Origin of the sequence: Paenibacillus tundrae, from assembly GCF_036884255.1 — a bacterium.
GTDB lineage: Bacteria > Bacillota > Bacilli > Paenibacillales > Paenibacillaceae > Paenibacillus.
The window spans coordinates 5,733,349-5,747,050 of the sequence record NZ_CP145605.1 but is presented as its reverse complement, the minus strand read 5'-3'; the positions used below and the strand labels follow the sequence as shown (position 1 = coordinate 5,747,050).

Annotated in this window: 8 protein-coding genes; all 8 read left to right on the top strand. The window is 46.7% G+C overall.

What is annotated here, in order from left to right:
• Window positions 1–296 precede the first annotated feature (296 nt).
• The 8 genes from V6W81_RS25900 (at window position 297) to rfbD (ending at window position 13,536) form a co-directional block, all read left to right on the top strand.
• Entirely contained in the window at window positions 297–1,472 is a 1,176-nt protein-coding gene (locus tag V6W81_RS25900; RefSeq protein WP_430701387.1) for a S1C family serine protease, read from the top strand.
• A gap of 17 nt (window positions 1,473–1,489) precedes the next feature.
• The gene (locus V6W81_RS25895; RefSeq protein ID WP_338540776.1) at window positions 1,490–3,415 is read left to right on the top strand and encodes a stalk domain-containing protein; all 1,926 of its coding nucleotides are present in this window, start codon (window positions 1,490–1,492) and stop codon (window positions 3,413–3,415) included.
• Window positions 3,416–3,732: 317 nt separating this feature from the next.
• Window positions 3,733–6,246: a U32 family peptidase gene (locus V6W81_RS25890; RefSeq protein ID WP_145051311.1), complete on the top strand. Its 2,514-nt coding sequence runs from the start codon at window positions 3,733–3,735 to the stop codon at window positions 6,244–6,246.
• A 121-nt stretch (window positions 6,247–6,367) separates the two neighbouring features.
• Window positions 6,368–9,835 (top strand): DEAD/DEAH box helicase, encoded by a 3,468-nt coding sequence (locus V6W81_RS25885; RefSeq protein WP_338540775.1) that lies wholly within the window; start codon window positions 6,368–6,370, stop codon window positions 9,833–9,835.
• A gap of 89 nt (window positions 9,836–9,924) precedes the next feature.
• Window positions 9,925–10,809 (top strand): UTP--glucose-1-phosphate uridylyltransferase GalU, encoded by an 885-nt coding sequence (gene galU / locus V6W81_RS25880; RefSeq protein ID WP_338540774.1) that lies wholly within the window; start codon window positions 9,925–9,927, stop codon window positions 10,807–10,809.
• Between the two features lie 269 nt (window positions 10,810–11,078).
• The gene (rfbC, locus tag V6W81_RS25875) at window positions 11,079–11,627 is read left to right on the top strand and encodes a dTDP-4-dehydrorhamnose 3,5-epimerase (protein WP_145051307.1); all 549 of its coding nucleotides are present in this window, start codon (window positions 11,079–11,081) and stop codon (window positions 11,625–11,627) included.
• Window positions 11,628–11,641: 14 nt separating this feature from the next.
• The gene (rfbB, locus tag V6W81_RS25870; protein WP_338540773.1) at window positions 11,642–12,667 is read left to right on the top strand and encodes a dTDP-glucose 4,6-dehydratase; all 1,026 of its coding nucleotides are present in this window, start codon (window positions 11,642–11,644) and stop codon (window positions 12,665–12,667) included.
• Complete coding sequence (rfbD, locus tag V6W81_RS25865; RefSeq protein WP_338540772.1) at window positions 12,664–13,536, top strand: dTDP-4-dehydrorhamnose reductase; 873 nt, start codon at window positions 12,664–12,666, stop codon at window positions 13,534–13,536. Before rfbB ends, rfbD begins: the two co-directional genes overlap by 4 nt.
• Window positions 13,537–13,702 lie beyond the last annotated feature (166 nt).

Sequence of the window (13,702 nt, the reverse complement as noted above, 5' to 3'; positions counted from 1 at the left end):
GATTAACGTAGTTGGTGTATAGCAATGAGAATACAGACGAAGCACTTTCCAGAGTTAATGGCGGAAGGTGTTTTTTTTATTGGATCGGGATCAGCGTAGTGGGATGAACTTTCTATGTTAAATAGAACGCAGAACAATTGTATAACCATAATTTGTGTGATAGATTGGAGGATACTGACAGAAGATGGTTGAGAGAAGAGATTAGAAGAGTAGATAAGTAGAGGATTAAGGATTGAACGAGTTTCCAGCTACATAACCGAATAACAGAGGATAGACCGAAAGGGATGAGCGAGAGCATGAACGGGTTAGGGAGAAAAAGTATAGCAATGATGATGGCGATGGTGCTTTCCATCAGCTTGGCAACAACGGCAGGAGCAGCGGAGTCTACGGCAGCGGCTGGCATGAAAGCCAAAGTGGTGGATGGACAAGTGTATGTCAGTTCTGCGGACTTGGTTAAGGCTCTAGGGGGAAGCGGGCAATATGATGCTATGACAGGCACCTACCTTTATAAAGGAAATGAGATGATCCCCAAAATCATTGAAAGGGTGTCTCCATCCGTTGTGAGCATTATTGGAAAAGCAAGTGACGAACATGGCGACGTATCCTCGGATGAATATGATCTTGCGCATGGGACAGGCGTGATTATCCGCTCGAATGGATGGATTGTAACGAATGCACATGTGGTTGATGATTTAGATACTCCACTCGTTGTAACGTCGGATGGGAATACATACAACATTACCAAAACGTATAGTGATCCAATCAGTGATATTGCACTCATTAAAATTAATGCCAAATCGCTCAAACCGGCAACATTCGCCAAAGCGCCAAAGACGTCTGTCGGAGAGACGGTAATTGCGATCGGGACACCAGTTACATTTGCCTTGCGGAACACAGCAACGGTTGGTGTAATTAGTGGACTTAACCGCGAAGTGGAAGAAGCGAACTATCGTTTAATCCAGACCGATGCAGCCATTAATCCAGGAAACAGCGGGGGTCCATTGTTCAATATGAAGGGCGAAGTTATCGGTATTAACTCTATGAAATATACAGAAATCGGCATAGATAATACGGGATTCTCGATCCCGGTGGAGACGGTGCAATATGTGATCGATCAGTATTTCAAATACGGTAAGGTGAAACGGGCAAGTCTTGGTTTACTGCTGGAAGAAAGCTGGTCAAGTGTCGTAGGAATGCCTACGGATGAACCTTTAACGGTAAATGGCGTGTTCTCTGAAGTAGCGAAGAAAGCCAAAATTCAAGAGGGTGACCTTTTGTATAGCATCGCAGGCACACGTGTATCTTCGAGGGCTGATATCAATGAACTGCTCAAAGCGTATTTGCCAGGACAAAAAGTGAAACTGATGATGCAATCGGATGGTGACATCGTTATACGCACGTTGGTACTTGGAGATCGAGCAGATTTCGAGGCTGAGATCGAAGCGTTTCTAACAGAGGATGAAGATCAATAAGGACGGGAGCAGCCCGTATGGAGAGAGGACGAATGGACGGAATGAAGAAGTCATTTTTACGTGTGCTGAGCACAGGCATGTTGGCTGGGGTGCTAACTTTTGCCTTAGCTATGCCAGTATGGGCATCCGAAGATAGCATTACAAACGAAATGCGAATTCAAGCAGGAAGCACTCAAGCTTATATCAATGGAAGCAAACAAACCATTGCGAAGCCTTATAAGAGCAATGGCGTGACCATGGTGCCTGTCGGCGTTTTTAAGAAGGCTTTTGGCAGTGAAATTCGTTTGGAGAGTAACGATGTTGTCAAAATTAAGGAAGGTGCACATACGGTAACGATCACAATTGATAGTCCGATTGCCTGGGTGGATGGCGTTAAGAAAGACATGGGTGCATCGCCTAAAATGGTGAATGGTGTGCTTATGGTTCCGCTTCGCGTAGTGGCAGCAGGTATCGGCGCAACACTTGCTCCAACATCTTCCGGAGAAATCGTCATTCGTTTAGCGCAAACGGAACCGCCGGCGGATGGGGACGAGGATGACATTGATGTGGATGCAGATAAAACGAGAATCGGCAATAGTTATTATGGCTGGTCGATCAACTACCCAGAAGATATGATCACGTTGCAATCGGAAGAGCAGGAACGCATGATGTCATTTGGCCCTGTGGATGAAAGTTATTATCTACAGGTGTATGTCACCGATCAGAATGCTGCACTTGATGCTGATGATCTGTTACAACAGCTTCTACAGGAAGCCAAACAAGCGGAAGACGTCGTGCTGGATCGCCAAGCAGTCAACCAAACTAACACGCCATATGCCCGGATTGTTGTGAAAGATAAGGACGGGATGTTCTGGGAGATTCGTCAATACTTCCATGAAGATCGTGTCTATACGATCTATTTTGCAGATTATGATGCAGTCTATTACAAGGATCTTGATCAACACGCAGCATTACTGAACTCATTCCAACCTACCTATGATCAGTCAGACGATTCCATCAAAGATCTATCTACAGTCATTGAAGGGATGCGTTACGTCCACAATGGTGATTATGGCATTGAGCTGAATGTGCCGGCAGGGTGGTCGATGGACAATAACGAGCTGTCCTACCAAGCGAAGGATGGAGCTTACTTAGAAATGACTGTTTCATCTACGCCTAAAGGAGCTACCGTTCAACAATGGAGCGAACAACTGGACAAGTGGATGCGTGAGGCATTCACGCTAGATAACTATGAGCCTATCCGATCCTATTCGATGGATATGTCTGGTGAGACGGCAAAGGTTCAGGAGTTCCGTTATAACTTTGGCGATGGATGGCAGACAGAGTACAATGTACTGTTGCAGAAGGGCGATTATCGTTATTATGTTGAATATTCGTTCCCGGAAGATCAGAAGCAAGATCGAGCATGGTTTGAACGCATTGTTGAGAGTATCTATATTGATTTTGATATTGTTGCTGATAACTTCGGTCAATTGGAAGAGGATTATTATTTGATAGACAAAACGAAGCAACGTACACGGACATCCAAACGTTATCAGTACAGTGTTGATATTCCGCGCTATTGGACGCCGTATAATGATCAGTTTGAACAATCTCCAGTGGCATACACCTTCACAGGCGGAGAGTTCTCTATTGCGGCAGACGAAGAGAAGACCCTTGAGATGACAGTCAGTCAGCTGAAAGAAGGATATACGCGAGCAAGCCAAACCCGCAAGAACTTCAAGCTGATGAATAGCGAGAAGATCACATTTGCAGGTGTGCCTGCATTCTCCTTTACGTACCAAGATGTGGAGAAGAATGTACCATATACCGGTCGTCAGATTGTATTCGAGAAGAATGGAATCACATATACGATCACGAGTGGGCTAAACGATGCGAATCGAACGGAAGTTCAGGTAGCCATTTTGGAAAAAGTAATGAACTCATTTACATTTATAAAATAGGGATGTTATGAAACAATAATAGACATGCATGCCGGAAGGTCAGAAGACCTTTCGGTTTTTTATTTTCCGTATGAAAATGGTAAACGGTTTTTTCAGGAAAGCGTAGAAGAGTCGGTGCAGAAGTGGTACACTATACTAGTTCAGGAGTTATGACTGCTGATCTGACATGAAAGAATGACTGTAGGCCTGGATATCGGGGAATACAGACATATGTATAGATAGCATGTATAGATAGAATGATTAAATGATTTTTTAGTTGATAGGTTGGTTGTTCAGGCATGAAACCCGGCATACAGCCGGTTATGGGGAGGATATACATGAAAACAGCAACAATACGAAGAGAAGATGTCGAGCTTCTGGCACCCGCAGGTGACTGGGATTGTATGCGTTCGGCGGTAGCCAACGGCGCAGATGCTATTTTCTTCGGAGTCGAAAAATTTAATGCACGCGCTCGCGCAAACAATTTCCGTATGGACGAGTTGCCAGAGATTATGGCGTTTTTGCACAGTTACGGCGTAAAAGGTTTTTTGACCTTTAATATATTGATTTTCGAAAATGAATTGGCAGATGCCAAAGAACTCATCGATGCTTGTGTGGATGCTGGCGTAGATGCGGTAATTGTACAGGATCTTGGTTTGGTCAAGTTGATCCGCGAAATCTCGCCGGACTTCCCAATTCACGGTTCAACGCAAATGACGATCACATCCCCGGAAGCGGTGGAATTTACGAAGCCGTTTGATATGGAACGTGTCGTACTCGGACGTGAGAACAACTTGAAGCAGATCCAGAAGATCGGAGAGCAGGCAAAATTGCCGATGGAAGTGTTTGTCCATGGTGCGCTCTGTGTATCCTATTCGGGTCAATGTCTTACTTCTGAAATGTGGGGTGGACGTTCTGCGAACCGCGGGGAATGTGCACAGGCCTGCCGTTTGCCTTACGATCTGATGGTCGATGGTGAGCACAAACCGATGGGCGATGTGGCATATCTGCTGTCTCCTAAGGATCTGGCTGCGATTGACTTGATGCCTGAATTGATTGAAGCAGGTGTAACTTCTTTCAAAATTGAAGGACGTCTCAAAACGCCTGAATATGTGGCGAATGTGGTAAGTAAATATCGCAAAGCGATTGACCGGTACTTTGACGGAGATAACACACCGCCTAGTAAGGAAGAAGTTCGTGAACTGCAACAGAGTTTCTCTCGTGGATTCACACACGGCTTCCTTGATGGTACGAACAACAAGCAACTCGTAGACGGTACATTCCCGAAAAGCCGTGGCGTCTATCTTGGACGTGTGGATCAGGTGCTGCGTGATGGCGTCGTTCTGAAGCTCGATGCACCGGTGAAGCGTGGAGACGGAATTGTATTTGATGCCGGAGATCCAACGCAGAAGGAAGAAGGCGGACGTGTATACGATGTACGTCGTAAAGGCGTGAAACTCGAAGGAGAAGCTGGAGAGGGCTGGGTTGTGGACATCGTGCCAGGCCGTAGTGATGTGGATCTGCGCCGTGTGAAGGTTGGCGACAAAGTATGGAAAACGAATGACCCCGCGCTGGATAAACGTCTGCGTCAGTCATTTGAGACGGATAAGCCATACCGTGTGTTCCCGGTAAACGTCAAAGTGATCGGCAGCCCGGGACAGCCGCTCAGTACGTGGTGGACAGATGTGCAGAAGGGCACAACAGTCCGTGTAGATTCCGAGATGGAACTGGATATCGCTCAGAAACGTCCAATGACATACGAGTTGCTCGAAGAGCAGTTTGGACGTTTGGGTGGTACGGTGTTCCAACTGGAGCAGTTGGATGTCAATCTGCATGGTGACATCATCATCCCTATGCGCGAGTTGAACAATATTCGCCGTCAGGCGGTTGAACAGCTCGCAGGTGAGCGTCCTAAACCGCCTGTCTACGTGAAACGTGCGGTGGACGTATACGGCGATACGGTTAAACCAGCTTCGCCAGTTGCTCGCGGTCAAGCAGAACTGACTGCGCTCTGCCGTAGTCTGCCGCAAGTAGAGGCAGCGCTGGAAGCGGGCATTGAGATGATCTACGCTGATTTCGAGTTCATTAAACAGTTCCCGGCTGCTGTAGAGGCTGTTCGGACGGCTGGGCGCAAAATTGCACTGGTAACTCCGCGTATTCATATGCCTGGCGAGAACGGATACCACAACAACATCCTACGTCTCCAGCCAGATGCGGTACTGGTACGTAACACGGGTGCCCTTTATTTCTATCTCCGTCATCGGATGGAGAACCCGGATGCGAAGCACCCGGAATTGATCGGTGATTTCTCATTGAACATTGCGAATCACAAGGCTGTTGAATTGTTCTTGGAAGCAGGTTGTGATGCGGTCACTCCTTCATATGACCTGAACATTCAGCAAATGGTTGACCTGCTGGGGCGCTCGCGGACGGACAAGATGGAAGTGGTTATTCATCAGCATCTGCCGATGTTCCATACAGAACACTGCGTGTATTGTACGTTTATGAGTGAAGGCACGGACTATACGAACTGTGGACGTCCATGTGAAGATTCCCGCGCATCTCTGCAGGATCGGATCGGTATGTCTCACCCCGTACGCGTGGATGAAGGTTGCCGTAATACCGTTTATAACGCAGTAGAGCAATCTGGTGCTGAATATCTAGCCAACTTCATGGATCTGGGCGTATCCCGTTACCGTGTAGAATTCCTAGAAGAAACACCTGAACAAGTACGTGAAGTTATTGATCTGTACAACCGTGCACTGCGCGGTGAGATCAGCGGTACGCAAGTTTGGAAAACGCTAAAAGCAACGAACCAACTCGGCGTAACGCGTGGTCAATTGGTGAAATAAGCTCACAAACCCCAATCTCTGCCTTACGGAGCTCTTGGGGTTTTTTTCTATAAAATCGGAATAATCGTGACGGGATAGTTGATGTCCATTATTCTGGCATGAATAAGGAGGCGAAAGATCCGTGGCGCCATTCACAATCATGGATATTAAGTTGCTGTGCGGAGTCACGGCATTCAAACAAGGGGAAGCGTACAATGAATCGGGAAGGGTCACGGGCCTCACTGCCAGCGAGGATAAAAAGCATTATGAAGCGTTGGTCCGCGGCACGCAGCGCTACAAAGTCACCGTTGACCTCGATGAGATGGGGGAGATTGTAGCTGATTGCAACTGTCCCAACGACACGAGCTATTATGATCAATGCAAACATGTTGCAGCTGTACTGCTGGCAATTCATGAATGGGGGGAGCAGCAAGAGCGTGAGACTAGAAGCAGTCTCCCTTCCAAAGTGGGTACATTCGTAGAAGAACGTGAGTGGGAACGTCCTGCTCCGGTTCATTTCGCTCAGGCAAGCCGGTCAAGCTCAGCTCCAGGATGGGGCAAGTCGGCAGATAAACCGTCCTATCGGACAGCAGATCAGATTTTGTCTATGTTTGCAAAGGAACGGCATTACGTAGATGATCATAGACCGCATCACAAAGCACCTGTCACACGGTCTTCACTGCGGGAAGAGTTACATGTGCAGTTTATTTGTAAACTGGTACAAGTTCATCAAGGTGGAGCCAAACTAGCTCTTGAACTGAAAGTTGGTGGCAAGCGCCTGTATGTTGTTCAGAAGGTAAAGCAATTCCTGAACTGTATGGAGAAGGGCGAACCGATGTCGTTTACGAAGCTATTTCTCTACGACCCATCCATGCATTACTTTAATGCTCAGGATCAGGCTATTCTATCGATGTTAATTCGGATGAGACAGAGTGAGGAAGCTTATCGACAATCCATCTCTGGATACCTGGGTGCTTCGGATGGAAGGGATATTCTCATTGCTCCATTAGTTTGGAAGCCGCTGCTCGAATTGTTGCTTCAGGCGGATAGCCGAATGGAAGGCACGGGTTTTATTAATGGGCCGCTGACGTTAGGTGAAGGTGTATTACCTCTGTACTATCGTATCGCGCAAGGTTCGAATGAAGGGTATCAGCTTGAAGTTTCTGGACTACGTGAACTAATTCTACTTCCTGCGTATGATGCTGCTGTCGTCGAAGGACAGTTGCATATATTAGATGCAATGCAGATGCGGAGCTTAGAGGATCTAAGTAAGGCGCTCACCTCGTATGGCATTAAAGAAAGTATCGACATCTCAGCGCAGCAGGTGGATGAGTTCGTACAGCATGTTGTACCTGAGCTTCGCCTGCTTGGGCATCTATCTATTGATTCACAGGTGCGTGAGCAGATTGCGGAGCCGGAGCTTGCGTCGAAGCTATATATCGACTTCTATCGAGAGCGGATTACAGCACGTCTGGAATTTGATTATAGTGTCATGGTTATCAATCCACTAGCTGAATATCTCATAGATGAGGATGAGAAGAAGATCATTCTGGTGCGTGATCGCCATGCGGAACGGAATCTGATTGATCGTTTGGATCACTCTTTTCTAGAGCGGGATGGAAGTGTGTGGACGAGTGAACGGGAAGATGCGATCTATGATGTCATGTATCATTTGCTCCCTGAACTCGAAGGTCTAGTAGATATTTATATGCCACATGCTGTGAAAGCGATGATGCAATCCTATCCTACACCTCCCAAAGTTAGAGCAGATCTAGGTAAAGGCCTGGATTGGCTAGAAATTTCGTTTGAAATGGAAGGCATTGATGAGCTGGAGCTGCGAGAGATGATGCGTAGTATTGTGGAAAAGAAACCATATTTCCGTTTACGCAGCGGGGTGTTTGTCTCGCTTGAAAATGAAGGGGCAGAGAGCTTTGCGCGTCTCGCAGACTCGCTTGGTTTAGAGGCAGCTGACATGAAGAGCAGTCAACTAACATTACCTGCGGTTCGGGCACTCCAGCTACCGGGGCGTGACGAAGTGTCCAACCATGTAAAATGGGGCAGCTCCTTACGACGTTTCCTGGATCATCTCCGTGATCCGGATGGAATGGATTTTGAGTTACCTTCCGACCTAGCACCTGTGCTGCGTGATTATCAGGTTAGCGGGTATCAATGGCTCCGTACACTTGCATTTTATCGGTTCGGGGGCATCTTGGCAGATGATATGGGACTTGGCAAAACGCTACAAAGTATTGCCTACATCACGGCATCACTTCAGGAGAAGCCTGAGTACAGCGATGACCGGGTAACGAGCCTCCCTATAGATGATATAGGAGCAACTACGGATGGCATATGGACGACCACACAGCAAGACGGACTAACCATCCGAACGCGGGCTACGCATCCTCCAGTGCTTGTTGTTGCTCCAGCTTCGTTAACCTATAACTGGGCGAATGAATTTGCACGATTTGCGCCACAGTTGCGTGTGTTAATTGCAGCAGGACACCGAGAAGAGCGAGCTTCGATGCTTGCGGATATGAATCAAGCAGACGTTATTGTGACGTCCTACCCATTACTGCGACGGGATTTAGACATGTACTTGGGCAGGAGTTTCCATACGCTTATTCTGGATGAAGCGCAGGCGATTAAGAATTCTTCGTCTCAAACAGCTCAAGCAGTCAAGCAAATTCAAGCTCCGCGTCGCTTTGCGCTCACAGGCACGCCGGTGGAGAATTCACTGGATGAGTTGTGGTCGATCTTTGAAGCGGTCTTCCCTGGTTTGTTTCCGAACTATCGGAGATTCCGTGATCTACCTCCAGAGCGGATTGCAAGGATGGTACGCCCCTTCATTCTGCGTCGCTTGAAGAAAGACGTACTTGAGGAGCTACCAGACAGAATTGAGACGGTACAGCGTTCCGAGCTGACGGCTGAACAGAAGAAACTCTATGCGGCTTATCTTGCTCAGCTTCAGGATGAAACGTCAAAAGATATGGAAGATGGCGGGTTCAACAAGAACCGTATCAAGATATTGGCGGGTATTACTCGATTAAGACAGTTATGCTGCCATCCGGCGCTCTTTGTAGAAGGTTATCTGGGAGACTCGGGCAAAATGGAACAGTTGCTAGAGACCGTGGAAGACTGTCTTGCTGCTGGCAAACGCATCCTTATATTCTCACAGTTTGCGAGTATGCTGAGCCTGATCCGGCAGACATTGGCGGCGCAGGGACGGGATTTATTCTATCTCGATGGACAGACGCCTGCTGCCAGTCGTGTTGAGATGTGCCGGAGATTCAATGAAGGCGAAGGTGAACTATTCCTTATCTCCTTAAAAGCAGGCGGCACGGGGTTGAACTTAACCGGAGCAGATACCGTTATTTTGTACGATCTATGGTGGAACCCTGCGGTGGAAGAGCAGGCAATCGGTCGTGCTCACCGGATGGGACAGAAGCAAGTGGTACAAGTTATTCGTCTGATTACGGAGGGCACCATCGAGGAGAAAATTTTAGAGTTACAGCAGCGTAAGAAAGACCTTATTGCAGAAGTGATCGAGCCGGGAGATGGTGGATCGACCACATTATCGGAACAAGATATTCGGGAACTTTTGATGGTATAATGAATTCCAATTACGTAGATCATGTCCATTATTTTCATCCGTTTATATTATAATGTTCATAATTTCTCGATCAGAGGGGTGGATTCAGCATGCGTATACGCAAAGCCATTATTCCTGCAGCTGGACTGGGTACTCGGTTTCTCCCAGCCACAAAAGCAATGCCCAAAGAAATGCTGCCCATCGTGGACAAGCCGACAATCCAATACATTATTGAAGAAGCCGTGGCTTCTGGCATTGAAGATATCATTATCGTCACGGGTAAAGGGAAGCGCGCGATAGAGGATCATTTTGATTCTTCCTTTGAACTAGAGCAGAACCTGGCAAGCAAACAAAAGTGGGATCTGCTCGAACAGGTACGCAAACCTTCCGAGATGGCTGATATTCATTATATTCGTCAAAAGGAAGCCAAAGGTCTAGGGCATGCGATCTGGTGTGCTCGCAAGTTTATCGGCAACGAACCCTTCGCTGTCCTGCTGGGTGATGATATCGTTGAGTCCGAGCATCCTTGTCTGCAACAGATGATTGAAGTATATGACGAATTGCAGTCGCCAATCGTTGGTGTGCAGCCCGTAGGTTGGGATGAAGTATCTCGGTACGGGATTGTTGATGGGGAAGCCATTCCTCACTCCGAAGATCGAGTATTCCGTGCACATCGTTTAATCGAGAAGCCGAAGCAGGAAGATGCTCCTTCGAACCTGGCTATTATGGGGCGTTATATTTTAACGCCAGATATTTTCGAAATTCTGGGTCGTCAGTCTGTAGGGGTGGGGGGAGAAATTCAGCTTACCGATGCCCTGTCTCTACTGAACCACCAACGTCAAATTCTCGCCTATCATTTTGACGGTCTGCGTCACGATGTAGGAGAGAAGCTGGGCTTCATCGAGACAACCCTTCATTATGCGATGCAACGTCCTGACCTGCGTGAGGATTTAATGAAATACATGGAGAAGATCGTGAATCAGCATAAAGCATAAAGAATTGATATTGTGTTTCCCCATATTACATCTATCATTTAACTGATCTCTGATCTCTGATCTCTGATCTCTGATCTCTGATCTCTGATCTCTGAGCCAAGCCAATGACCATTCTGGCTTGGCTTTGTTTGTTCTCGTGTATGTATAATGATCTCTTATTGAAACAAGAATATTCTATCTTGCGGGCCGATGAACAATCACACACCTGATCTTCTACATATATATAGTCAATATGAATAAACCCAGTAACATGATAACGGAGGGATACGATGAAAGTAATTCCACTGTTTATGGACGGGGCGGCTATTTTGGAGCCTAAAGTGTATGGCGATCATCGAGGTTATTTTATGGAGAGTTATAATGAGCAGCAGCTACATGAACAAGGGATCAATCATGTATTTGTGCAGGACAATCAATCCTTATCCGCAGAAGCAGGTGTTATTCGGGGATTGCACTATCAGCTTCAACCTAAGGCTCAAACCAAGCTCGTGAGAGTATTATCTGGCGCAATCTATGACGTAATTGTGGATATTCGTCCATCCTCCAAGACCTTTGGTCAATGGAAAGGTTTTATACTCAGTGAGTACAATCAGCGGCAGCTCCTTGTTCCCCAAGGGTTTGCACACGGATTTTGTACCCTTGTTCCTAACGTATTGGTTTCCTATAAGGTGGATGAATACTATTCACCCACACATGACCGTGGTATTTTGTGGAATGATCCAGCGCTTGCCATCGACTGGCCAATAACGAATCCTGTGTTATCAGATAAAGATCAAAAACATCCCTGCTTGCAGGATGCCGAAGTAAACTTTGACTAAAGGAGAGAGACACCATGAAACTGCTCGTTACTGGGGGAGCTGGATTTATAGGCAGTAATTTTGTGATGTATATGCTTCGCACACATCCAGATTATGAAATCATCAATGTGGATTCTTTAACGTATGCAGGCAACTTGGAGAATTTACAATCCATTGAATCCAATCCGCAATATCATTTTATCCACGCAGATATCACGAATGTACAACAGATGGAGCAGATCATATCGCAGGGCATCGACGTTGTCGTTAACTTCGCTGCTGAGTCCCATGTGGATCGTAGTATTGTAACTCCTGATATTTTTGTTCGAACGAATGTACTAGGTACTCAGGTTCTGCTTGATGCAGCGAAGAAATATCAGATCACCAAATTTGTGCAAGTGTCTACGGACGAGGTGTACGGTTCTCTTGGTGCGACTGGATTGTTTACCGAAGAGACACCGCTCATGCCGAATAGTCCTTACTCTGCAAGTAAGGCTGGTGCAGATCTTTTGGTTAGAGCATACCATGAGACCTTCGGTCTGCCTGTGAATATTACGCGCTGCTCCAACAATTACGGTCCATTTCAATTCCCGGAGAAACTTATTCCGCTTATCATATCCCGTGCTTTGAATGATGAGACGGTTCCGATTTATGGTGACGGTTTGAATATACGCGACTGGCTTTATGTTGAGGATCATTGCAGTGCAATTGATCTGGTCATCCACAGCGGACGGGTGGGAGAAGTATACAATATTGGTGGTAATAACGAGCGTACCAACCTCTATATTGTAGAAACGATTCTTGAGCAGCTGGGCAAACCGACGAGTTTGATCCAATATGTACAAGATCGGCTAGGGCATGACCGGCGCTATGGAATAGATCCGACCAAATTGGCTACAGAGCTTGGCTGGCGGCCTAAGCATCATTTCGAAACTGGGATCAAAGAGACAATCCAATGGTATTTGGATAATAAAACATGGTGGACACGTATCCAATCGGGTGCCTATCAGAATGGTGTGAAGCCTCAGGAAGGCAAGCAAATGAGTGAGCCAACCGAATGAAATATAGAGTGATGGTGACGGGAGCAGCGGGTCAGTTAGGTCAAGATGTTGTACAGACGTTCCAGCGAGAGGGTCATCATGTGCTGGCATGTGATAGGGATCAGATGGACATCACGGATCAACAGCAATGTACCCAGACTATTATTTCGTTCAAGCCTCACATTATTATTCATTGCGCTGCCTATACCGCGGTGGATCAAGCTGAGACAGATGAAGAGACGGCTTATGCAGTAAATGCAACGGGAACTCGTAATATTGCCGTAGCGGCGGAGAAAGTAAGAGCCAAACTACTCTATATTAGTACAGATTATGTTTTTGATGGAACTGCCCGTGATCCTTACCGGGAGTACGATGCAACTAATCCGCAAAGTGTGTACGGCCGATCGAAGCTAGCCGGGGAGTTGTTGGTGCAGAGTTTATGCTCACAATGGTTTATTGTGCGAACATCATGGGTGTTCGGTGTACATGGCCATAATTTTGTGAAAACGATGTTAGAGCTCTTACAGAATCGCCCTGAGCTACAAGTGGTTCAAGATCAGATTGGATCACCCACGTACACGGTCGATCTTGCTAATCTTGTGAGTGTTCTCGCTCTAAGTGAAAAGTATGGCATTTATCATGTTTCGAATACAGGAACGTGTACATGGTATGAATTTGCCAAGGCGATTGCGGAAGAAGCAGAGAAACAGGACGGTTTTCATCTGAAGGCTACACTTATACCGTGTTCCACGGAGAAGTTCCCCCGACCAGCCCCGCGTCCTTCCTATTCTGTGATGGATCATCTGGCGCTCCGGACGAACCGTTTGCCATTACTCAGACCTTGGAGAGAGGCCTTAGTTGCTTTTTTACAAGAGTTAGAAAACCTATAGCAAAATTCATACCTTAACTGCATTCCTTCATTTAACAGTCGCCAATGGGCGGCTTTTTTGTTTGATACCTCTCATATCAGGGTAGTTAGTTACCAAAAAGCAATTGTGTATCCGCGTAATGCGCGCAATCCTAATCAACAAGATAGATGACCAATCCGCTCAATCT

What these genes read in the sequence shown, in the direction of transcription:
- rfbC (WP_145051307.1), top strand. Translation starts at nt 11,079, where the DNA reads ATGAAAGTAATTCCACTGTTTATGGACGGGGCGGCTATTTTGGAGCCT.
- rfbB (WP_338540773.1), top strand. Translation starts at nt 11,642, where the DNA reads ATGAAACTGCTCGTTACTGGGGGAGCTGGATTTATAGGCAGTAATTTT.
- galU (WP_338540774.1), top strand. Translation starts at nt 9,925, where the DNA reads ATGCGTATACGCAAAGCCATTATTCCTGCAGCTGGACTGGGTACTCGG.
- V6W81_RS25890 (WP_145051311.1), top strand. Translation starts at nt 3,733, where the DNA reads ATGAAAACAGCAACAATACGAAGAGAAGATGTCGAGCTTCTGGCACCC.
- V6W81_RS25900 (WP_430701387.1), top strand. Translation starts at nt 297, where the DNA reads ATGAACGGGTTAGGGAGAAAAAGTATAGCAATGATGATGGCGATGGTG.
- rfbD (WP_338540772.1), top strand. Translation starts at nt 12,664, where the DNA reads ATGAAATATAGAGTGATGGTGACGGGAGCAGCGGGTCAGTTAGGTCAA.
- V6W81_RS25895 (WP_338540776.1), top strand. Translation starts at nt 1,490, where the DNA reads ATGGAGAGAGGACGAATGGACGGAATGAAGAAGTCATTTTTACGTGTG.